Annotated in this window: 17 protein-coding genes and 1 pseudogene; 7 read left to right on the forward strand and 11 right to left on the reverse strand. The window is 62.8% G+C overall.

From position 1 onward, the window contains the following. Nucleotides 1-21: 21 nt before the first annotated feature. On the reverse strand, nucleotides 22-2,445 hold the full coding sequence (locus EN861_RS00355; RefSeq protein ID WP_135861782.1) for a phosphoketolase family protein: 2,424 nt from the start codon (nucleotides 2,443-2,445) through the stop codon (nucleotides 22-24). A 420-nt stretch (nucleotides 2,446-2,865) separates the two neighbouring features. Between EN861_RS00355 and EN861_RS00360 the strand changes: the two genes are divergently transcribed. The 3 genes from EN861_RS00360 to EN861_RS00370 all read left to right on the forward strand — a co-directional run bounded on the left by EN861_RS00360 (nucleotide 2,866) and on the right by EN861_RS00370 (nucleotide 5,560). Beyond that, complete coding sequence (locus EN861_RS00360) at nucleotides 2,866-3,720, forward strand: oligopeptide/dipeptide ABC transporter ATP-binding protein (RefSeq protein WP_135861784.1); 855 nt, start codon at nucleotides 2,866-2,868, stop codon at nucleotides 3,718-3,720. After that, complete coding sequence (locus EN861_RS00365; protein ID WP_135861786.1) at nucleotides 3,717-4,688, forward strand: oligopeptide/dipeptide ABC transporter ATP-binding protein; 972 nt, start codon at nucleotides 3,717-3,719, stop codon at nucleotides 4,686-4,688. Before EN861_RS00360 ends, EN861_RS00365 begins: the two co-directional genes overlap by 4 nt. A 65-nt stretch (nucleotides 4,689-4,753) precedes the next feature. Further along, a complete protein-coding gene (locus tag EN861_RS00370) occupies nucleotides 4,754-5,560 on the forward strand; it encodes an aspartate/glutamate racemase family protein (protein ID WP_127277859.1) in 807 nt (268 codons plus the stop codon). 1,186 nt (nucleotides 5,561-6,746) lie between these two features. On the opposite strand, the gene guaA is transcribed toward EN861_RS00370, so the two are convergent. Genes guaA through EN861_RS00390 form a run of 3 tightly spaced genes read right to left on the reverse strand, consistent with a single transcriptional unit; the run spans nucleotide 6,747 to nucleotide 9,493 of the window. Beyond that, a complete protein-coding gene (gene guaA / locus EN861_RS00380; RefSeq protein WP_127278505.1) occupies nucleotides 6,747-8,309 on the reverse strand; it encodes a glutamine-hydrolyzing GMP synthase in 1,563 nt (520 codons plus the stop codon). Nucleotides 8,310-8,364: 55 nt separating this feature from the next. After that, nucleotides 8,365-9,030 (reverse strand): 5'-methylthioadenosine/S-adenosylhomocysteine nucleosidase, encoded by a 666-nt coding sequence (locus EN861_RS00385; protein ID WP_135861788.1) that lies wholly within the window; start codon nucleotides 9,028-9,030, stop codon nucleotides 8,365-8,367. 4 nt (nucleotides 9,031-9,034) lie between these two features. Then, nucleotides 9,035-9,493, reverse strand: coding sequence for a PaaI family thioesterase (locus EN861_RS00390; RefSeq protein WP_023686843.1), 459 nt, complete (start codon nucleotides 9,491-9,493; stop codon nucleotides 9,035-9,037). Between the two features lie 135 nt (nucleotides 9,494-9,628). Here EN861_RS00390 and EN861_RS35265 point away from each other — a divergent pair, with 135 nt between their 5' ends. Continuing rightward, nucleotides 9,629-9,886 carry a hypothetical protein gene (locus EN861_RS35265; protein ID WP_189343575.1) on the forward strand — a complete coding sequence of 86 codons (258 nt, stop codon included), beginning with the start codon at nucleotides 9,629-9,631 and terminating at the stop codon, nucleotides 9,884-9,886. Next, nucleotides 9,883-10,173, forward strand: a complete 291-nt coding sequence (locus EN861_RS00395) for a GFA family protein (RefSeq protein WP_245511970.1) — start codon at nucleotides 9,883-9,885, stop codon at nucleotides 10,171-10,173. Before EN861_RS35265 ends, EN861_RS00395 begins: the two co-directional genes overlap by 4 nt. Here the strand turns inward: EN861_RS00395 and EN861_RS00400 are convergent. Beyond that, nucleotides 10,170-10,265: pseudogene (locus EN861_RS00400) on the reverse strand (tryptophan-rich sensory protein); the annotation flags it as partial. The gene EN861_RS00395 and the pseudogene EN861_RS00400 overlap by 4 nt on opposite strands. 77 nt (nucleotides 10,266-10,342) lie before the next feature. Then, complete coding sequence (locus tag EN861_RS00405; protein WP_135861792.1) at nucleotides 10,343-11,632, reverse strand: RsmB/NOP family class I SAM-dependent RNA methyltransferase; 1,290 nt, start codon at nucleotides 11,630-11,632, stop codon at nucleotides 10,343-10,345. Between the two features lie 323 nt (nucleotides 11,633-11,955). Here EN861_RS00405 and EN861_RS00410 point away from each other — a divergent pair, with 323 nt between their 5' ends. Further along, a complete protein-coding gene (locus EN861_RS00410) occupies nucleotides 11,956-12,633 on the forward strand; it encodes an MIP family channel protein (protein ID WP_135861795.1) in 678 nt (225 codons plus the stop codon). A 69-nt stretch (nucleotides 12,634-12,702) separates the two neighbouring features. Here EN861_RS00410 and katG read toward each other — a convergent pair whose 3' ends face one another. After that, nucleotides 12,703-14,904 carry a catalase/peroxidase HPI gene (gene katG, locus EN861_RS00415; protein ID WP_135861797.1) on the reverse strand — a complete coding sequence of 734 codons (2,202 nt, stop codon included), beginning with the start codon at nucleotides 14,902-14,904 and terminating at the stop codon, nucleotides 12,703-12,705. Nucleotides 14,905-15,083: 179 nt separating this feature from the next. On the opposite strand from katG, the gene EN861_RS00420 reads away from it, so the two are divergent. Next, nucleotides 15,084-15,992 (forward strand): hydrogen peroxide-inducible genes activator, encoded by a 909-nt coding sequence (locus EN861_RS00420; RefSeq protein WP_135861799.1) that lies wholly within the window; start codon nucleotides 15,084-15,086, stop codon nucleotides 15,990-15,992. Between the two features lie 18 nt (nucleotides 15,993-16,010). Here the strand turns inward: EN861_RS00420 and EN861_RS00425 are convergent, their stop codons facing one another. The 4 genes from EN861_RS00425 to EN861_RS00440 all read right to left on the reverse strand — a co-directional run bounded on the left by EN861_RS00425 (nucleotide 16,011) and on the right by EN861_RS00440 (nucleotide 19,780). After that, nucleotides 16,011-16,817 carry an amino acid ABC transporter ATP-binding protein gene (locus tag EN861_RS00425; RefSeq protein WP_127870945.1) on the reverse strand — a complete coding sequence of 269 codons (807 nt, stop codon included), beginning with the start codon at nucleotides 16,815-16,817 and terminating at the stop codon, nucleotides 16,011-16,013. Continuing rightward, nucleotides 16,814-17,755: an amino acid ABC transporter permease gene (locus EN861_RS00430; RefSeq protein WP_127277881.1), complete on the reverse strand. Its 942-nt coding sequence runs from the start codon at nucleotides 17,753-17,755 to the stop codon at nucleotides 16,814-16,816. Before EN861_RS00430 ends, EN861_RS00425 begins: the two co-directional genes overlap by 4 nt. Nucleotides 17,756-17,812: 57 nt before the next feature. Beyond that, entirely contained in the window at nucleotides 17,813-18,670 is an 858-nt protein-coding gene (locus tag EN861_RS00435) for an ABC transporter substrate-binding protein (protein ID WP_127277882.1), read from the reverse strand. Between the two features lie 96 nt (nucleotides 18,671-18,766). Then, nucleotides 18,767-19,780: a 2OG-Fe(II) oxygenase family protein gene (locus EN861_RS00440; protein ID WP_127277883.1), complete on the reverse strand. Its 1,014-nt coding sequence runs from the start codon at nucleotides 19,778-19,780 to the stop codon at nucleotides 18,767-18,769. Nucleotides 19,781-19,846: the final 66 nt, after the last annotated feature.

The raw sequence follows: 19,846 nt of genomic DNA on the forward strand, positions 1-19,846 counted from the left end.
CGCTTGCGAACGGGCATCCGCTCAATCTGGACGCCTCGGCCCCGCATCGGCATCCTGTTCCCACTTCCACTCAAGGATTTCCGGCATATCCTGCCCTTGGGCGCGAATATAGGCTCGATGTTCAAGCAGCTTGCTGTCCATCGCCTGCTTAACCCCGACCCGCATGCTCTTCAGTCGTGGAACCCAATCTACGACGCCTTGGACGATATGAAAGCGGTCAAGGCCGTTCAGCACCGTCATGTCGAAGGGCGTCGTGGTCGTGCCCTCCTCATTGTAGCCGCGCACATGGATGTTGTCGTGGTTGGTGCGTCGATAGGTCAGGCGATGGATGGTCCAGGGATAGCCGTGATAGGCGAAGATCACCGGCTTGTCGGCGGTGAACAGCGAATCGAACTCGCGGTCCGACAGGCCGTGCGGATGATATTCCTTAGGCTGAAGGGTCATCAGGTCGACAACATTGACCACCCTGATCCTGAGATCAGGAGCCTGTTGCCTAAGGATCTGCACTGCGGCCAGCGTTTCGAGGGTCGGGACGTCGCCAGCGCAAGCCATCACGACGTCGGGCTCAGCTCCATCGTCCGTTGACGCCCAGTCCCAGACGCCGATCCCCGCCCTGCAGTGAACGATTGCCTTGTCCATCGACAGCCACTGCCAAGATGGCGGCTTGCCGGCGACGATGATGTTGATGCGGTTCCAGGTCTGCAGCACATGGTCGGTCACGCACAGCAAAGTGTTGGCGTCCGGTGGCAGGTAGACTCGCACGATGTCCGCCTTCTTGTTGAGGGCGACGTCGATGAATCCGGGATCCTGATGGCTGAAACCGTTGTGTTCCTGATGCCAGACATGGCTCGACAGCAGATAGTTCAGTGATGCGACCGGCCGCCGCCATGGGATATCGCGGCAGGCATCGAGCCATTTCGCATGCTGGTTGAACATGGAATCGACGATGTGGATAAACGCCTCGTAGCAGGAAAACAGGCCATGGCGCCCGGTAAGCAGGTAGCCTTCCAGCCAACCTTGGCAGGTGTGCTCAGAGAGGATTTCGAGAACCCGGCCATCGCGTCCCAGATGAACGTCTTCGCGCAGGATCTTTTCCATCCAGCCACGTTCGGTCACCTCAAACACGTCCTGAAGGCGGTTCGAGGCAGTCTCGTCAGGGCCGACGATCCGGAAGTTCTTCGAAGCCTCGTTCAACTGCATGACATCTCGCAAGAAACTGCCCATGGCCCGCGTCGACTCGGCCTTGATGGCGCCGGGGCGCTCGAGCGCAATGGCGTGGTCATGCAACCCGGGCAGTTCGAGAGACCTGCGCAGCAGGCCGCCATTGGCGTGCGGGTTTGCACTCATTCGTTTCGTTGCCTGGGGTGCCGTGGCACGGATCGCGGCGACAGGAGCGCCGGCAGCGTCGAACAGCTCCTCGGGCCGGTAGCTTTTCAGCCATTCCTCGAGCAGCTTGAGATGCGCGGGGTTTTCCGCAAGGCCTGACAAGGGAACCTGATGCGAGCGCCAGAAGCCCTCGGTCTTCAGGCCGTCGACCTCTTTCGGGCCGGTCCAGCCCTTGGGGCTGCGCAACACGATCATCGGCCATTTTGGTCGTGACGCGGTCGCCGCAGGTCCGTTGCGTGCGGCATGCTGGATAGCCTGGATCTGATCAAACGCATCGTCGAGAACGCTCGCCATCCGCTCATGCATCAGAGCCGGCTCGTCGCCTTCCACGAACAGCGGCTCATAGCCGTAGCCAGCAAACAGCGCGCGCAATTCGTCTTCGGGAATGCGAGCCAGAATGGTTGGATTGGCGATCTTGTAGCCGTTCAGATGCAGGATCGGCAGCACCGCCCCGTCGCGCGCAGGGTTGAGGAATTTGTTGGAATGCCACGCGGCTGCCAGTGGTCCCGTTTCAGCCTCGCCGTCACCGACGACGCAGGCGACTACGAGATCCGGATTGTCAAAGGCGGCGCCATAGGCGTGCGACAGCGAATAGCCCAACTCACCACCCTCATGGATCGAGCCGGGCACATCTGGTGCTGCATGGCTCGGGATACCGCCGGGAAACGAAAACTGCCGGAACAGCTTGCGCATCCCCTGCTCGTCCATTGCGATGTCGGGATTGAGCTCGCTGTAGGTGCCCTCCAGATAGGTATTCGCCACCATTGCCGGGCCGCCATGGCCGGGGCCGCAGACATAGATCACATTCGCGTCCCTGAGCCGGATCGCGCGATTGAGGTGCGCATAGATGAAGCTTAAGCCGGGCGACGTTCCCCAGTGGCCGAGGAGACGCGGCTTGACGTGCTCCAGCCGCAACGGCTCGCGCAGCAGCGGATTGTCGAGCAGGTAGATCTGGCCAATCGTCAGATAGTTGGCAGCGCGCCAATAGGCATCGATGTCCTGCAATTCATGCTCGGAAGGCTGGCTCGATTGGGCAAGTAGAGAGGTGTGTTGGGTCATGTCTGGCTCCATTGCCTCTTGGTGCATCTCGCCGTACCGCGACATGCGCCTGTGCCATCGATCTGCAGTGAATGGACACAAACGCTTCCCGCGCTGTTTGGTTCACAGTCAACCGGCCACCGGCACCTAAGGACTTGCGATAACTGCTGTTCGTGACATCAGTAGTAGCGCTGGATCGCGCACGCTTTGATCCACCGCAAAAAAGGCGAGAGAGCGGGGTCGGCCGGTTCGACGCAACCCACAGCCAAAATCTGCGCTGTCACGACATCTGCCTAAGATTGTCCAGGTGTCTGTTGGCGGCCCAGGATCGAACGACGTCCAGCCCCGCGGCGCGATGCCGCCAATCTTCATTCTGCGGCCTGGATCGGCGGCTCTCGGCCGGGTTATGCCAGAACGATTGATCGCGTCGCCCGCTCGGCTGTGGACGAGACCCGCGACCTTTACGACAATGCCTGCGTGCTATTAGCGCTCGCCGCCCTTTTCGCAGCCACGGACCGCATCGCCTATCGCAAGCAGATCGAAATTTTGCTCACGGCCATCGACACGACTCTCGCCGATCCGGCGGGCGGCTGGGCCGAGGACGAGCATGGGACGTTGCCCCGGCGGCAAAATCCACATATGCATCTGTTCGAAGCCTGCCTGGTGCTTGCAACGAAAACGCGGGACGCTTCGCATCGTCGCCGGACGGGCTCTATACGCTGTTCCTCGAACAGTTTTACAATCGGCGCGCGGGTCCCTTGTGTGAATTCTTCGGGCCGGCTTGGGAAAGAGGCCCGAAATTCCAATCCGAAAGGCTGGATCCCGGCCATATGTGCGAGTGGACCTGGCTATTGCATCGATATTCCGACGCTTTCGATCCAGGCACAGATCACCGCGCTGCTGAAACGCATCTGCCGCGACAGGGGAACCGCCGTGATGCTGGTTACCCACGACATGGGCGTGATCGCGGAAACCGCCGACCGCGTGGCGGTAATGTATGCCGGGCGCATCGTCGAAATCGGGCCGGTCGATGACATCATCCGCCGGCCGCAACATCCCTACACGCGCGGATTGATCGGCTCGATCCCGAGCCTGGTGACGCGTCACGAGCGTCTCGTCCAGATTGACGGCGCGATGCCGCGTCTGAATTCCATGCCGCCCGGCTGTGCTTTCCATCCGCGCTGCGTTCTGGCGGATACGCGCTGCCGTACCGCTCTGCCGCCCTTGCTGGCGAATGGCCCGGGCACGGCAGCCTGCTGGAACCTTGCCGCCGGCGATGCCGTGGAGGCAGCATGACAAACTTGCTCGCCAAACCGACGCTGCGCGTCGACGATGTCGCCTGTTTCTTCGACGTTTCGCCGTCGTGGTTCGACCGTACGGTGATGCGCAAACCGCAACGCACGCTCAAGGCGGTCGACGGCCTGAGTTTTGTGATCCCGCGCGGCACCACGTTTTCGATCGTAGGCGAATCCGGCTGTGGGAAATCGACATTGGCGCGCCTGGTGGTCGGACTGTATCAGCCGACGCGCGGCAGGCTTTCGTTTGCGAACGGCAGCGGTCGCGATGGTTTGGTGCGCACCCAGATGATCTTCCAGGATCCCTTCGCCAGCCTCAATCCGCGTTGGCGCGTCGGCGCCATCATCGCCGAGCCAATCAAACAAATGGGTTTGCGCCCCTCGGGCGCGGAGACGCAGACACGCGTCAGACAATTGCTGGAGACGGTCGGCCTTTCCGGTCAGGATTCCAACCGCTATCCGCACGAATTCTCCGGTGGCCAGCGCCAGCGCATCTCTATCGCCCGGGCATTGGCTGCCGAACCGGAGTTTCTGGTCTGTGACGAGCCGACCTCGGCTCTCGATGTGTCGGTGCAGGCGCAGATCCTCAATCTGCTCAAAGACCTGCAGCGTGAACTCGGCCTCACCTATTTGTTCATCAGCCACAATCTGGCGGCCGTGAGGCACGTGTCGGACCGTGTCGCCGTCATGTATCTCGGCCGGATCGTGGAGGAAGCCGCAACCGATGAAATCTTCGAACGGCCGCAACATCCCTATACGCGCTTCCTGCTCGATACCGTGCCCAATCTAGATCGCCCAAACCGCGATCGCGTGCCGGCGACAGTCGACCTGCCGAGCCCGATCGATCCGCCGCCTGGCTGCGCCTACAATCCGCGCTGTCCGCTGGCCACCGATACCTGCCGGACTGACGCACCCGAATCCCGCCCTGTCGGCGGCACGTTGGTGCGCTGCCATCATGCGACCCTCTAGCGCGATGCGCGTTGAGCAGGATCAAAGCAGTCGGGATCATCGCCGCATGGAAGTGAGGTAACGCCTTGCGTATTCTCATCGTCAATCCCAACACAACCGCCAGCATGACCGCGACGATCGCCAGGGCTGCATCCGCGGTCGCGGCGAGCTCGACTGAGATACTCGCCGCCACATCCGGCATGGGCCCAGCTTCGATCGAAGGTTATTACGACGAGGCACTGGCGGTACCGGGTCTGCTTGATGAAATCGCAGGCGGCGAGCGCAATGGGGCCGACGCTGCGGTGATCGCCTGTTTCGACGATACCGGCCTTGATGCTGCACGAGCACTCGCCACCATTCCCGTTATCGGCATCTGCGAAGCCGCCTTGGTGACCGCAGCTTTCATCGCCCAGCGTTTTACCGTGGTGACAACCATGGATCGCTCCCGGGTACCGCTAGAAGCGCTGGTGCAGCGCTACGGGATGCAAAGCAAGGCGAAGGTGCGCGCGGCCGACATTCCGGTACTGTCGCTTGAGGATCCAGCATCGGACGCAAAATCAAAACTCAGGAGCGAGATCGCCCGCGCACTCTCTGAGGATCGCGCTGAGGCGATCGTACTCGGCTGCGCCGGCATGGCCGACCTTATGGATGAGCTGCGCCGCGAATACGGCGTGCCCGTGATCGACGGCGTGGCGGCTGCGGTGAAACAGGCCGAGGCGCTAGTGGCGCAAGGGTTAAGCACGTCAAAACGGGGGGCATATGCCTATCCCTTGGCGAAACCCTATGCTGGCGCGCTTGCATCCTTTGCTCCGGCAGTTTTGGCACCTGCGAACACTGACCACGTCCTCAACAGTGTGACGGGCTTTTACCCCAAGGGAAACGCTTCCGGTTGATTCAGAATCGGTTTGCCGTCGACCAACCGTGCAACCATTCGGTGGCATAAAGCAGGCGATACATTGCCTCCTCGATACTCTTGACCGGCCCTGGACATATCGTGCGATACGGACTGCCAGCGCTCCCATGTTACCTGGCATCATCCCGTCGAATGCGGCCTCGCCGAGCTCAAGCGGTTCCACGGGTGACGACCCGCTTCGAGAAATAGGTCAAGCCGCGTCAATAGACGCGGGATGCCTGAACGTCCGTTTCTGACATTCCGAGCCTCGAAGCCGCAAGTCAGCTTACGTGAAGAGTTTCGGGCGCCGGCAGGCGTACGAAAGTCCCCGAGGAAGGAACCCGCGGGCCACAAGTCGATGGCTATGGGGATTTCGATCTGCGGCTGATGTCGGCGATGGCGCGACCGCCGCTGGGAAGCGCAGGGGTGGATGCGGACAGGCCGCTTCGTTGCGCCTCCGCGCGGTATTGCCGACCCGGCATGCGGTTGGGTGTGGCCCTGTCGACATCGATAGTCACCATGGGCGCGCGCGGGGCCGTTGCCGGAGGCGAAGCGCCTGCGGCTGAAGGCTCGACCATTCCATGCCGGGTCATGGCGTGCTGCTCCCGCTCGACCGGGAACCGTGTCAATTTTTTGAAGTGTCCGTGATAATTTCCAGCTTGAGATCAAGCAAATGAAGGACGCTCGCCGTTGCCAGTCTGAATGGTCGTTCTCGCTTGGAAGGACCGCGCTGCATTACAGTCACAGACACGAACCAATGAAGGGCGCACGGCGAACGCCCGCTGACTGAAACCGCCAGAAATACGTCAGTCGAAGTAGCCATCCGCGTGATCATTTGCAAGAAGGACGAGCGTGCGAAATCCGGAGGCGGATCGGGCCACATAATGCTGATGCAACAGGATCATGGCCAAGCGTAGAGGGTGACGATTTTGGTCAGCCTAACCAAGTGCCCAGGGACTAAGCTGCCCTTGAACGACGGTCTCTGAGCGCAAAGGAACCCGCCTATTTGCACGCCGTTGCACGCCGCAACTCTCCGACGCGCCGACTGCACTTACAACCGTTCCCAACTTCGTTCAGATCAATCCTGTGTTTTGCCAGGAGATCGAAAGAGGTCTATCTAAACCAAACAGCGAAAGAGGCGATCGCGCCGGAAATGGTTCGGCAAACCACGCTATTCCGCCTAACCCCTACTCCCACTCGATTGTCCCAGGCGGCTTCGAGGTGACGTCATAGACCACGCGGTTAATGCCGCGCACTTCGTTGATGATGCGGGTTGCGGCGGCACCTAGGAAGGCCATGTCGTAGTGGTAGAAATCGGCCGTCATGCCGTCGACCGAGGTGACGGCGCGCAGCGCACAGACGAATTCGTAGGTGCGGCCGTCGCCCATCACGCCGACGGTCTGCACCGGCAACAACACGGCGAAGGCTTGCCAGATGGCGTCATAGAGGCCGGCCTTGCGGATCTCGTCGAGATAGATGGCGTCGGCCTCGCGCAGGATCTCCAGCTTCTCGCGCGTGATGCCACCGGGACAGCGTATGGCAAGACCGGGGCCTGGAAACGGATGGCGGCCTATGAAGCTTTCGGGCAGGCCGAGCTCCTTGCCCAGCGCCCTCACCTCGTCCTTGAACAGTTCGCGCAGCGGCTCGACCAGCTGCATGTTCATGCGCTCCGGCAGACCGCCGACATTGTGGTGCGACTTGATCGTCACCGACGGGCCGCCGGTGAAGGAGACGCTCTCGATGACGTCTGGATAGAGCGTGCCCTGCGCCAGGAAATCGGCACCGCCGAGCTTTTTCGCCTCTTCCTCGAACACCTCGATGAACAGCCGGCCGATCGTCTTGCGCTTCTTTTCCGGGTCCGACTCGCCTTCCAGCGCGGTGATGAACTTTTCCGAAGCATCGACCAGGATCAGCGGCAGATTATAGTGCTGGCGGAACATCGCCACCACACCGGCGGCCTCGTCCTTGCGCATCAGGCCGTGGTCGACGAGGATGCAGGTGAGCTGATCGCCGACCGCCTCGTGGATCAGAAGGGCGGCGACCGAGGAATCCACGCCGCCCGAGAGCGCGCAGATGACCTTGCCCTTGCCGACCTGCTTGCGGATCGCCTCGACCGCGTGCTCGCGGTAGGCGCGCATCGTCCAGTCGCCTTCGATGCCGGCGATGTTGTGGACGAAATTCCTCAGCAGCCTCGCGCCGTCCGGCGTGTGCACCACCTCCGGATGGAACATGATGCCGTACATCCTGCGCTCGACATTGCCGAAGATGGCGAAGGGCGAGCTTTCCGATTTGCCGAACACCTCGAAGCCCGGTGGCAGGGCGATGACGCGGTCACCATGGCTCATCCACACCTGATGGCGCTGGCCGGTCGCCCACAGGCCCTCGAACAGCGGGCTGTCCTTCTCGATCTCGACGAAGGCGCGGCCGAATTCGCGATGGTTGGAGCTTTCGGCGACGCCGCCCATCTGCACGCACATGGCCATCTGGCCATAGCAGATGCCAAGCACCGGCACGCCGGCATCGAAGACGATCTGGGGCGCGCGCGGGCTGCCGATATCGGATGTCGAGGCCGGCCCGCCGGACAGGATCACCGCTTTCGGATTGATGCGCTTGAATGCCGCCTCGGCCGACTGGAACGGCACGATCTCGGAAAACACGCCGGCCTCACGGATGCGGCGTGCGATGAGCTGCGTAAACTGGCTGCCGAAATCGACAATCAGGACGGTGTCGGGGTGATTGGCTGTTGTCATGGCGAGCGTTTAGAGAAAGAAACGAGTCTGCGCAATGGGTTGCGTAGCCTGACTTTCAGACTGGTCTGCGCTGATCGTCGGATGAAGCCGCCCGCAGCAAACCCGAACCGATCGCCTGTTCGAGGCGCATGACGGCGTCGGCCAGCTTCTCGTCGATGACATGGAGATATTCGGTCCAGTCGCCGACGTGCCTCAGATCAGCCGCACCGTCGGAAATGCCGCGCAGCCCGATGAGAGGGATGTCGAACAGCTGGCAGGCACGCAAGCAGGCGAAGGTTTCCATGTCGACCATGTCGGCGGCGATCGCTTCGTACGCCGAGCCGGTAATGATGGCGCCGCCGGTCGACAGTGTCGCCTCCTTGATTTCGGGAATACGCAGCGGCAGCGGTACGGTCACCGGCAGGTCGAGAAACGGCGTGGCGCCCTTCTCGAAGCCCAGCGGCGAGGCATCGATGTCGCGATAGGCGGCCGAGACCGCCTGGTAGATTTCCGTCTGTTCCAGGGTCCGGCTGCCGGCCGAGCCGAGCGATACGACAAGGTCCGGCAATGCTTTTGCGGATTTCAACCAGGAAAGCTCGGCACCCAGCCGTACGCCGGCTTCGACCGGCCCGACACCCGTCATCAGCGGGGTGAACAGCCGCTGCAAATGCGGGCCGTATTCGGCCTTCGCCGCCATGACGAAGAGGACATCCTTGCCACCAATTCGCACGACGTTGCTCATCGGATCAGCCAGCTATCCCGTCACGCCCAACCACCGTCATCATCGTCCCGGTCATGGTTGCGATCAGCTTGGCCTCGCCGTCGGCGGCGAAGGCATAGGCCTGGCCGTCGGCAACGATGATGGTGCGGCCGGGTTTGGTCACCGACCCGCGGAACAGAAAGCGCTCGCCCCGGCCCGGTGCCAAAAGGTTGACCTTGAACTCGATGGTCAGCACGCCGGAATTTTCCGGCATCAGCGAGAACGCCGCATAGCCGCAAGCCGAGTCCAGCGCCGTCGAGATGACCCCCGCATGCAGGAAGCCATGCTGCTGGGTCAGCGCCGCCGAATAGGGCATCTCGATCTCGATGATGCCGGGCGTCACCAATGTCAGTTCGGCGCCGATCGTCGCCATCGCCTGCTGGCGCGCGAAGGACGCCCTGACGCGATCCTCATAGTCCGGAGCCGGTACGATCTTCGCTGCCATCGCCATTGCCTTCACGTTTGCCGGGAAAGCTTATCGCAGAGGCATGGGCGGCAGGCAAATGCTTTTGCTGCACTGCAACAAAACGACATCGAGGCGTCCTGGGCCGCGGACTCATAAAAGCGAAGCGACAATCTGATGGCTGCCAACGCCATGCTCGCGCACGCGAGCACAATCGCTAACGCCGATGTCGCAATTGAGCGCCAGCTCGGCGCATCTCATGGCGACCTTTCGCTACGCCCGGTACAAATTATTAGTCAGGTCAGTTGGCAGGGAGACCTTGCATGCGTGGTCATTGCTTATGTGGCGCTATTGCTTTTGAAGTCGACGGCCCGGCACAAGCATGCGTGGTCTGTCATTGTGAAAGCTGTCGGCGGCAATGTTCCGCGCCGATGACCGCCTATATTGGCGTCCTGAACGGCCAATGGCGATGGCTAAGCAAGCCGCCAAAGGTGTTCAACTCTTCTGCCGGTGTGGAAAGAACATTTTGCGATCACTGTGGCACGCCGCTGTCCTTCCGCTCAAAGAAGATGTCCAACGTCATGCATTTTTTCTCGGCAGCGATGGAGGAGCCGGAAAAATTCGCACCAACGCTGCACGTCGCTTTTGAGGAGAAGCTGCCTTGGTTGAAACTCGCCGACGGCCTGCCGACACGGTTTGGGCCTGACTATACGAAAAACTAGTTCAACCAGAGAAGCGAAGCGTTGAGCGGAGTGGCGAACACCACCCATGCCGCATAGGGCGCGAACAGCCGGCCGGAAAGCCGATCGCGGTTGCTGGGTGCCCCAGATTTTCATCGCGGTGGCCGCCGGGTCAAGCAACCATGGGCGTTGCCGGCACCTGTCAACGGCGTCAGTTCGCCCGGCGCATGGCGCAGAAGTAAAACCCGTCAGTGCCACTCAGCGCCGGCGAGAGCGAAATGCCACCCAGGGCACCAATCCGCATCGCGGTGGCATGGCCGGGAAAGTGGCTGTCCCAAAGCTGGCGATGATCGACCGGGGCAAAGCCGCCGTGCCGCTCGCGAAATGCGGCGACCTGTTCGCCATTTTCCTCGTCGAACACGGAGCAGGTGATGTAGACCAGCAAGCCGCCGGGTTTGACGTAGGTTCTGGCGGCATCGAGGATCGTCGACTGCTCGCCCTTGCGAGCGTCGAGCTGTCTCTGCGTCAGCCGCCATTTGGCGTCGGGACGCCGCCGCCAGGTGCCGCTGCCGGTGCAGGGCGCGTCGACCAGAACGATGTCCATATGATTGGCGAGCGGGGCAAGCTCGGCCGGCTTGGTGGCGACCTGCACATTGCGGTTTTCCGAACGGCGGATGCGGTCGAAGATCGGCGCCAGCCGTGCCTTTTCGGCATCGTGAGCGAAGATCTGACCGTGATTGCCCATCGCAGCCGACAGCGCCAGCGTCTTGCCGCCGGCGCCGGCGCAAAAGTCGAGCACCTGCATGCCGGCCGTCGCGCCGGCAAGCGCCGCCGCAATCTGCGACCCCTCGTCCTGGACCTCGAACCAGCCTTTCTGGAAGGCCGGCTCGGCCTGCACGTTCGGGTGTCGGCCGTCACCGTCGATCGGCGGGATGCGGATGCCGTAGGGTGCGATCCGTGCGGCGCTGGCACCGGTCTGCTCCAGTTCGGCCAAGACCTTGGCGCGATCGGCCTGCAGGGTGTTGACCCGGATGTCGAGCGGCGGACGCGTGGCAAGTGCTGCGCCCTCCTCGACCCATGTCCCGCCAAAGGCCCGTTCGAATAGCGGTTCGCACCAGTCGGGTATGTCGGCGCGAACCGCAGGCGGCGCGTCAGCCAGCCGACGGTCGGCGATGGCCTGGAGTTCCGTTGCGCTGAGCAGCGGCGGCGCGAACTTGTCACCTTCGAGCGCAGCGTTGAGCGACTGCCCCGTCTGGCTCCATTCGAGCAGCAGCGCGCCGAAGCCGATGGCGCGCGGCGTGTCTTCGCCCAGCAACCAGCCGGCGGAGCGTTTGTGGCGCAGCGCGTCGTAGACGATGTTGCCGATCGCGGCGCGATCACCACCGCCGGCGAAGCGATGTGACAGGCCCCAATCCTTCAGCGCATCGGCCACCGGCCGGTGACGCCGCCCAATGTCCTCCAGCACTTCGATGGCCGCAGCCAGCCGTCCGCCCAGTCGCATTCGTCATTCCATCAAATCGAGCACATGAATCCCAGGGCCTGCTCTTAGAGCCTTTCACGCCCGGATTGAACCCCGCTCCATCGAGCACCGCCGAGACACTGCCGACCAGGCCCAGCGGATCTAGCCGACCAATAAATCTCCCCGGCCCGCGAAAGCAGATCGATCAATAGATGAAAGGTCTCTAATGTTCGCAACTGGCGACTGCAAGCACGGCTTGTGGCGCAACCGCTCTGCTTTCCAAGTTTTTCGGTTGGGAATACTCTTGCCGCCATGATTCGCGGCGCGGAAACCGTGGACCGGCGGATCGTCACGAGGAGAGGGCAATGAAGACTTATCTGGCGGAAGTTCTAGGCACATTTCTGTTGGTGTTCATCGGTACGGCGTCCGTGGTGACGGGCGGCTTCGGCGGCGCGCTGCCGCTTGGTCAGGAGGGCATCGGCCTGGCATTCGGCATCGGCCTCATCGCAGCGGCCTATGCGATCGGCCCGATTTCGGGCGCGCATCTCAATCCGGCGGTGACGCTCGGCGTCTTCCTTGCCGGCCGGCTGCCCGCCAAGGACGTCATCCCCTATTGGATCGCGCAGATCATCGGGGCCATCATCGCCTCGCTGGCGTTGTGGATCATCGTTTCCGGCCAGACCGGCGGCCACACCGGCGGCTTCGGCGCCAATGGCTGGGACGAGACGAAATGGGGCATGAGCTCGGCGTTCCTGTGGGAGCTGATCGGCACCTTCACCTTCGTCACGGTGATCCTCGGCGTTACCGCTGAAAAGCACTCGACGGCTTTTGCCGGTCTGGTCATCGGCCTGACGCTGGCGGGCATTCACTTCGCCATGATCCCGGTCACCGGCACCTCGGTCAATCCGGCGCGCTCCATCGGTCCGGCGCTGTTTACCGGCGGTGCCGCGCTCAGCCAGCTCTGGCTGTTCATCGTCGCGCCGTTGATCGGCGGCGCCATTGCCGGCGTCGTCGCCAAGGCGCGTGTCTTCGAGAAGGATTGATTTCCAAAGCCCGAATGCAAAAGGCGCGGGCCATGGCCCGCGCCTTTTTTGTAGGTCCTTAAGTTCGGATCAGGCAGCGATATCAAAGCGATCGGCGTTCATCACCTTGGTCCATGCCGCAACGAAATCCCGGGCGAATTTCTGCCCGGCATCCCCGGATCCATAGACTTCGGCCAATGCACGCAATTGTGCGTGCGAGCCGAAGATCAGATCGGCACGGGTGCCGGTCCACCTGACCGCCTTGGTCTTGCGGTCGCGCGCCTCGTAGACCTCTTCCGAGCCCGGCTCGGAGCCGGCAGCCGGATCCCACACCGTGCTCATGCTGAGCAGGTTGACGAAGAAGTCGTTGGTCAGCGTACCCGGCCTGTCGGTGAACACGCCGTGCTTTGACTGCCCGGTGTTGGCACCAAGCACCCTCAGACCGCCGACAAGCACCGTCAGCTCCGGCGCCGTCAGGCCCAGCAACTGCGCCCGGTCGACCAGCATGGCTTCGACCGACATGGGCTGCTTGCCCCTGACATAGTTGCGGAAGCCGTCGACTTTCGGCTCGAGCGGGGCAAAGGAGTGGACGTCCGTCTGCTCCTGCGAGGCATCCATGCGGCCTGGCGTGAACGGCACCTTCACGTCGTTGCCGCCATCCTTCGCCGCCTTCTCGACCGCGGCAACGCCACCGAGCACTATCAGGTCGGCCAGCGAGACCTTCTTGCCACCGGTATTGAACTCCTTCTGGATGGCTTCGAGCTTGGCCAGCACCTTCGACAATTGGGCCGGCTCATTGACGGCCCAGTCCTTCTGCGGTGCCAACCGGATGCGGGCGCCGTTGGCGCCGCCGCGCTTGTCGGAGTTGCGGAAGGTCGAAGCCGAGGCCCAGGCTGTCGAGACCAGTTCGGAAACCGACAGGCCGGAGGCCAGGATCTTGGCCTTCAGCGATGCGATGTCCTGGTCGCTGACCAGTTCATGATCGATCGCGGGGATCGGGTCCTGCCAGATCAGCTCTTCCTTCGGCACCAACGGGCCGAGATAGCGCACGACCGGACCCATGTCGCGGTGGGTCAGCTTGAACCAGGCGCGGGCGAAGGCATCGGCGAACTGGTCCGGATGCTCGTGGAAACGACGCGAGATCTTCTCGTAGGCCGGGTCCGCCCGCAGCGCGAGGTCGGTGGTCAGCATGGCCGGCGCGTGACGCTTCGAGGGATTGTGCGCATCCGGCACCGTGCCGGCACCGGCGCCAGCCTTCGGCGTCCACTGATGGGCGCCGGCCGGACTCTTGGTCAGTTCCCATTCATAGTTGAACAAATTGTCGAAGAAGTTGTTGCTCCACTTGGTCGGCGTCGTCGTCCAGGTGACTTCGAGGCCCGAGGTGATGGCGTCGCCGGCAATGCCTGAGGCATGCTTGCTCGACCAGCCGAGACCCTGCGCCTCGATGCCGGCGCCTTCGGGTTCGGCACCGACCAGCGAGGCGTCGCCGGCGCCATGGGTCTTGCCGAAAGTGTGACCGCCGGCGATCAGCGCCACGGTTTCCTCGTCGTTCATGGCCATGCGCGCGAAGGTTTCCCGGATGTCGCGGGCCGAGGCAAGCGGATCGGGCTTGCCGTTCGGGCCTTCCGGATTGACGTAGATCAGGCCCATCTGCACGGCGCCGAGATGGCCGCGAAGCTCACGGTCGCCCGAATAGCGCTCGTCGCCGAGCCACTTGGTTTCGGAACCCCAGTCCACGTCCTGCTCTGGCTCCCAGACATCGGCGCGGCCGCCGGCGAAGCCGAAGGTCTTGAAGCCCATCGATTCCAGGGCGACGTTGCCGGTGAGGATCAACAGGTCGGCCCAGGAAATCTTGCGGCCATATTTCTGCTTGACCGGCCAGAGCAGGCGGCGCGCCTTGTCGAGATTGGCATTATCCGGCCAGCTGTTGAGCGGCGCGAAACGCTGCTGGCCCGCTCCGGCGCCGCCGCGGCCGTCGCCAATGCGGTAGGTTCCGGCGCTGTGCCAGGCCATGCGGATGAACAGCGGCCCGTAATGGCCAAAGTCAGCCGGCCACCAATCCTGCGAGTCCGTCATCACATGGTGCAGATCCTTGATGACCGCATCGAGATCGAGGCTTGCGAATTCCTTGGCATAGTCGAAGTCCTCGCCCATCGGGTCGGACAGGTTCGACTGCTGGTGGAGAACGCCGAGGTCAAGCTGGTTCGGCCACCAGTCACGGTTGGTCCGGCCGGCGGATCCATGCGCCACGGGGCATTTGCCCGCGCTGTTATCGTCGGTTTTCGCGTCCATCTCTCACTCCAATTTTGCCGAGGTTTGATTTTGCCGAGGTTGATTTTTGCCGAGATTTTGGGGGCGGCCGGCGGCCCGCGCCAATCTGGAACGGTTCGAGACTAGGCCACACTGGCGATAAAAACAAATTGCCTTTCCTGTTTATTTCGATAGGATTTTCTTATGACAGGCTTGACTGCATGATCGGATTGACAGTTCGCCAGATGCACTATTTCGACGCGCTGGCGCAAACGCTGCATTTCGGGCGCGCGGCGAAACTTGCCGGCGTCAGCCAGCCGGCGCTGTCTTCCCAGATCGCCGAAATGGAGCAACGGCTGAACTGCCGGCTGTTCGAACGCGGGGGCAGGTCGGTGCGCATGACGGACGAAGCGATTACTCTGTTGCCGCGCATCGAGCGCATCCTGGCTGACATACGTGACGTGGAAACGACGGCCCGGCGCGGCCGCACGGCGATGGAGGGACGCTTCCGGCTGGGCATCATCCCGACCGTCGCGCCCTATCTTCTGCCGCGCGCCCTGCCCGAACTGAAGAAACATTTCCCGGCCTTGCGGCTCGAATTGCGCGAGGCGGTCACCACCTCCCTGGTCGAGGACACCGCATCGCGAAAACTCGATGCCTTCATCGCCGCACTTCCGCTCGACCATCCCGGGCTGATCACCGAGGCGCTGTTTCCCGACCGGTTCTTCCTGGCCGTGCCATCAGGCGATCCGGCCTTTGCATCGCCGCCGGTTCCACCCGAGAGCCCGGCGCTGGAGAGACTGATGCTGCTGGAAGAAGGCCATTGCCTGCGCGAACAGGCGCTGGCCGTCTGCGGCAATGTGCGGCCGGTGGCGATGGCAAGCTACGGCGCCACCAGCCTGACGACGCTCCTGCAGATGGTGGCGCACGGGCTCGGCGTCACACTCATCCCCGAAATGGCGGTCGGCCCCGCCGGCACTATCCCCGACCTCAAGATCGTGCCGTTCCAGGAGCCGATGCCGCAGCGCATGATCTGCCTTGCCTGGCGGCGCAACAATGCGCGGCATGGCGAATGCGTCGAGCTGGCGAAGATCATCCGGGGCCTCGGCGCGGCGGTGCTGGCTGGCTGAGAGCCGGTCTAACCGGCGCTACAGAACCCTGGACAGGAACTCGCGGGTGCGCGGCGATGTCGGATTGGCGATCATCTCGCGCGGGGTACCGCGTTCGACGATCACGCCGCCGTCCATGAAAACGAGCTGGTCGCCGATCTCACGGGCGAAGCCGATCTCATGGGTGACGACGACCATCGTCATGCCGCTCTCGGCAAGGTCGCGCATGACCTGCAGAACTTCGCCGACCAGTTCCGGATCGAGCGCCGAGGTCGGCTCGTCGAAGAGCAGCACCTTGGGCTTCATCGCCATGGCGCGCGCGATCGCGACACGCTGCTGCTGACCGCCGGACAGTTCGCGCGGATAGCGGTCGACCTTGTCGGCGAGGCCGACACGCCGCAGCAGCACCTCCGCCTCGGCCTTCGCCTGGTCCAGCGGGATTCGCCGCACCTGCGTCGGCGCCTCGATCAGGTTCTCCATCACGGTCATGTGCGAGAACAGGTTGAACGACTGGAACAGCATGCCGATCTCGGCGCGGCGCCGGCACAGAAGATCGTCCTTCACCTCATAGAGCTTGTCGCCCTGGAGGTCGTAGCCGACGAACTGGCTGTCGACGAGCAGGATGCCGCCGCTGAGCTTTTCCAAATGGTTGATGCAGCGCAGGAACGTGCTCTTGCCGGATCCGGACGGACCAATGATGCAGGCGACCGATCCCTCCGGCACATCGAGGTCGACGCCTTTGAGAACTTCAAGCTGGCCATAGGTTTTGCGCACGCCGCGCGCGAACACCATGGAATCGGCCGGCACGCCGAAGCGGGCACGATTTTCGGATTTCACATCGCTCATCGGGCAAGGCCGCGCAGGCTGATGGCGTTGCGCAAGGCGCGCATCGTCAGGGGGTCGCGGCGGATATCGCTGCGGCCGAAATGGCGCTCCAGGAAATGCTGCCCGACCGACATGATGCTGACCACGGCGAGATACCAGAAGGCGACCACGATCAGCAGCGGGATCGTCTCGAAGGTGCGCGCGTAGATGCTCTGCGCGGTGTAGAACAGGTCATCGACGGCGATGAACGTTACCAGCGAGGTCATCTTCAGGAGGTTGATCGCCTCATTGCCGGTCGGCGGCAGCACGAAGCGCATGGCTTGCGGCAAGGTGATGCGCTTCAGGATCATGCGATAAGGCATGCCGAGCGCGCTCGCCGCTTCCGACTGGCCGGACGGCACCGACTTGATGCCGGCGCGGATGATCTCGGCCATGTAGCCGGCCTCGCACAGCGAAAGCGCGACGACGGCAGAGAAGAACGGGGTCATGAAATCATTGGTGCGCACGGAAAACAGCGTGCCCAGGAACGGCAGCGTCAGCGAGATCTCGCGCACCAGCAGCGACAGGTTGAACCAGAAGATCAGCTGGATCAGCGCGGGCACGCCGCGGAAGAACCAGACATAGACGCCGGAAAAGGCGCGCAGCACCGGGCTCGGCGACACCCGCATGATGGCGATGACGGTGCCGACCACGATCGCCAGCACCATGATGATGACGGTAAGCATCAGCGTGTTGCCGAGGCCGCGCATGATCGAGGGATGGAACAGGTAGCCGGCTGCCGTGCCCCAGGCAAAGGCCGGGTTGCTGGCGAAAGCGCGAATGATCAGGAAGGCCAGCAGCAGGGCGAACGCCGTGCCGATCCAGATGCCATAGCGGCGCTGCGGCACGACGATCAGTCGTGACACCGCCGCGGCGGCGCCCGGCTCGATGTCGATCTCGGTCGGGTGGGCCACGCCCATCAGATGCCTCCAGGTTGCGGGCCGGCGCCCGATGAAGCATCAGGCGCCGGATAGTCTCTATTCGGCGCGAAGCGCGTCCATGGAGCCAACGAAATACGGTTCCTTGATCGCGTAGGCACCCATGCCGTACTTCTCCAGGATAGCCTTGTACGTGCCGTTCTTGAACAGCTCGGCAAGTGCCGCCACCATCATGCCGGCGGTCTCCTTGTCGTCCTTGGCGATCGCCATGCCGAGTGGCGCGACTTCATAAAGCGTCGGCAGGACCACCAGTTGCCCTTTGCTCGTCACCTCGAAATAGCTCGATGCCGTGGCATCGTCCATACGCCCGTCGACGCGGTCCGAAAGCACGGCCTGGACGATATCGGTAGAGGAATTGAACACCGACTTTTCGATCGCCTTCTGGCCCTTGTCGGTGCATTCCTTGCCGAGCTTGTCGACCAGGAAATCCGAAGCACTGCCGGCCGAGACGCCTATGCGCTTGCCACAGAGCGGCGTGTCGCCGCTGAAGCTCGCCTTCTTGTCGGGTGACGTCGATACGGCGAGGCCCGCTTTCAGGAACATGACGAAATCGACCTGCTTCAGGCGCTCCGGCGTGGCCGAAAAGGTCTCCCAGGCGATCTTGAAGCGGCCGGCCGCGAGGCCCGGGATCATCGACGGGAACGGCGTGCGCTGGATATCGAGCCTGGCGTCGACGAGCTTGGCCACCTCGCCGGCGAGTTCGATGATGATGCCGGTCTGCTTGCCGTCGGCGTCGAGATATTCGAACGGCGCGAAGTCCAGCGTGTTGGCGACGGCGAGCGTTCCGCTCTGCTTCACCTCAGCCGATTTCGGCACATCGGCGGCTTTGGAAACCCCGCCCCAGACGGTGGCGGAGACCGCCAGCGCGAGACTGGTCATTCGCAGATATCTGTTCATTGCTGTTCCCCTTTCTTGTCCTGTTTACGATTCTTGTCCTGTTTACGATCTTTGTGGCAGAGCCCGAGCCGGTGGCCGGCGCGGGCTCGGCATTCCTTACGAAGCAGCGGCTTCGGCCGCCTTCTTCTTGCGGTAGTGATAATTCTTGTCGATGCGCTCCATCAGGTAATCGCCATAGAGCACCGGCTCGTATTTCGGCCGTGTGCCGGCCGGCACGCAGACCGGAAGTGCGGCGATCGTTTCATCCATGGACGGATCGAAGAAGAAGGGCTGCGAATAGCGCTCGCGTCCGGAGCGGTTGATGACGCGGTGCGGCGTCGAGACGAACTGGTCGTTGGACCAGCGCGCCAGGATGTCGCCGACATTCATGACGAAGGAATCCGGAACCGGAGGTGCTGGAACCCAGTTACCGGCCTTGTTCTTGACCTCGAGGCCGCCGACATTGTCCTGCGCCAACAGGGTGATGAAGCCATAGTCGGTGTGGGGGGCCGAGCCGAACAGGCCCTCTTCCTGGGGCTGCGTCGGATAGTGCAGCAGCCGCAGGAAGGTCGTCGGCTGCTCGAAATAGCGGTCGAGGCTGTCGGAGGGCAGCCCGAGCGAGAGCGCGATGGCACGCACCATCTTGCGGGCGAGCGTGCCCATCTCCTTGACATAGCGCTCGATGGTCTCCCTGAAGCCGGCAAGAGCGGCCTCGTCAGGCCACTGGTTGGGGCCTTGCAGCGGCTTGCCGGCCAAAGCCCGGGGATCGTCGGCGCCGACCTCGTGCATGAAGAAGATCGATTCGCTCTGGTTCGGCTTGCTGACCGCCGCCACGGACGAGGTCACGATGGTCGAGCCGGCAAAGGGCAGGAAGCCGCGGAAATTCTTGTCGATCTTCAGCTTGGCCTTCTCCTCCTCGGGCAAGGCGAAGAAACGCTTGGAGGCCTCGCGGACCGCTTCGACATCGGCGCGCGGAATGGGGTGGCCGGTGACATAGAGGAAGCCGATCGTCTCGAGATAGCGGCGCAGTGTCGCTGCCGTCGCCCGGATCGCCGCTTCGTCGTCGCCATAGAGCGCCGAGACGTCGAGGATCGGAATTTCGGAAAAATCGCCGCGCTCTTGTCCATCCATTTTCGAACACCCTGTCTTGAACATAAGATACAGTACTGTATTTCTACACATCCGAACGGCCTCATC

The organism is Mesorhizobium sp. M8A.F.Ca.ET.218.01.1.1 (genome assembly GCF_004791165.1).
GTDB lineage: Bacteria > Pseudomonadota > Alphaproteobacteria > Rhizobiales > Rhizobiaceae > Mesorhizobium.

Excerpts from the sequence above, each read along its gene's own strand:
- EN861_RS00355 (WP_135861782.1), bottom strand. The coding sequence starts at position 2,445 with ATGACCCAACACACCTCTCTACTTGCCCAATCGAGCCAGCCTTCCGAG.
- EN861_RS00365 (WP_135861786.1), top strand. The coding sequence starts at position 3,717 with ATGACAAACTTGCTCGCCAAACCGACGCTGCGCGTCGACGATGTCGCC.
- guaA (WP_127278505.1), bottom strand. The coding sequence starts at position 8,309 with ATGACAACAGCCAATCACCCCGACACCGTCCTGATTGTCGATTTCGGC.
- EN861_RS00385 (WP_135861788.1), bottom strand. The coding sequence starts at position 9,030 with ATGAGCAACGTCGTGCGAATTGGTGGCAAGGATGTCCTCTTCGTCATG.
- EN861_RS00390 (WP_023686843.1), bottom strand. The coding sequence starts at position 9,493 with ATGGCAGCGAAGATCGTACCGGCTCCGGACTATGAGGATCGCGTCAGG.
- EN861_RS35265 (WP_189343575.1), top strand. The coding sequence starts at position 9,629 with ATGGCTGCCAACGCCATGCTCGCGCACGCGAGCACAATCGCTAACGCC.
- EN861_RS00395 (WP_245511970.1), top strand. The coding sequence starts at position 9,883 with ATGACCGCCTATATTGGCGTCCTGAACGGCCAATGGCGATGGCTAAGC.
- EN861_RS00405 (WP_135861792.1), bottom strand. The coding sequence starts at position 11,632 with ATGCGACTGGGCGGACGGCTGGCTGCGGCCATCGAAGTGCTGGAGGAC.
- EN861_RS00410 (WP_135861795.1), top strand. The coding sequence starts at position 11,956 with ATGAAGACTTATCTGGCGGAAGTTCTAGGCACATTTCTGTTGGTGTTC.
- katG (WP_135861797.1), bottom strand. The coding sequence starts at position 14,904 with ATGGACGCGAAAACCGACGATAACAGCGCGGGCAAATGCCCCGTGGCG.
- EN861_RS00420 (WP_135861799.1), top strand. The coding sequence starts at position 15,084 with ATGATCGGATTGACAGTTCGCCAGATGCACTATTTCGACGCGCTGGCG.
- EN861_RS00425 (WP_127870945.1), bottom strand. The coding sequence starts at position 16,817 with ATGAGCGATGTGAAATCCGAAAATCGTGCCCGCTTCGGCGTGCCGGCC.
- EN861_RS00430 (WP_127277881.1), bottom strand. The coding sequence starts at position 17,755 with ATGGGCGTGGCCCACCCGACCGAGATCGACATCGAGCCGGGCGCCGCC.
- EN861_RS00435 (WP_127277882.1), bottom strand. The coding sequence starts at position 18,670 with ATGAACAGATATCTGCGAATGACCAGTCTCGCGCTGGCGGTCTCCGCC.
- EN861_RS00440 (WP_127277883.1), bottom strand. The coding sequence starts at position 19,780 with ATGGATGGACAAGAGCGCGGCGATTTTTCCGAAATTCCGATCCTCGAC.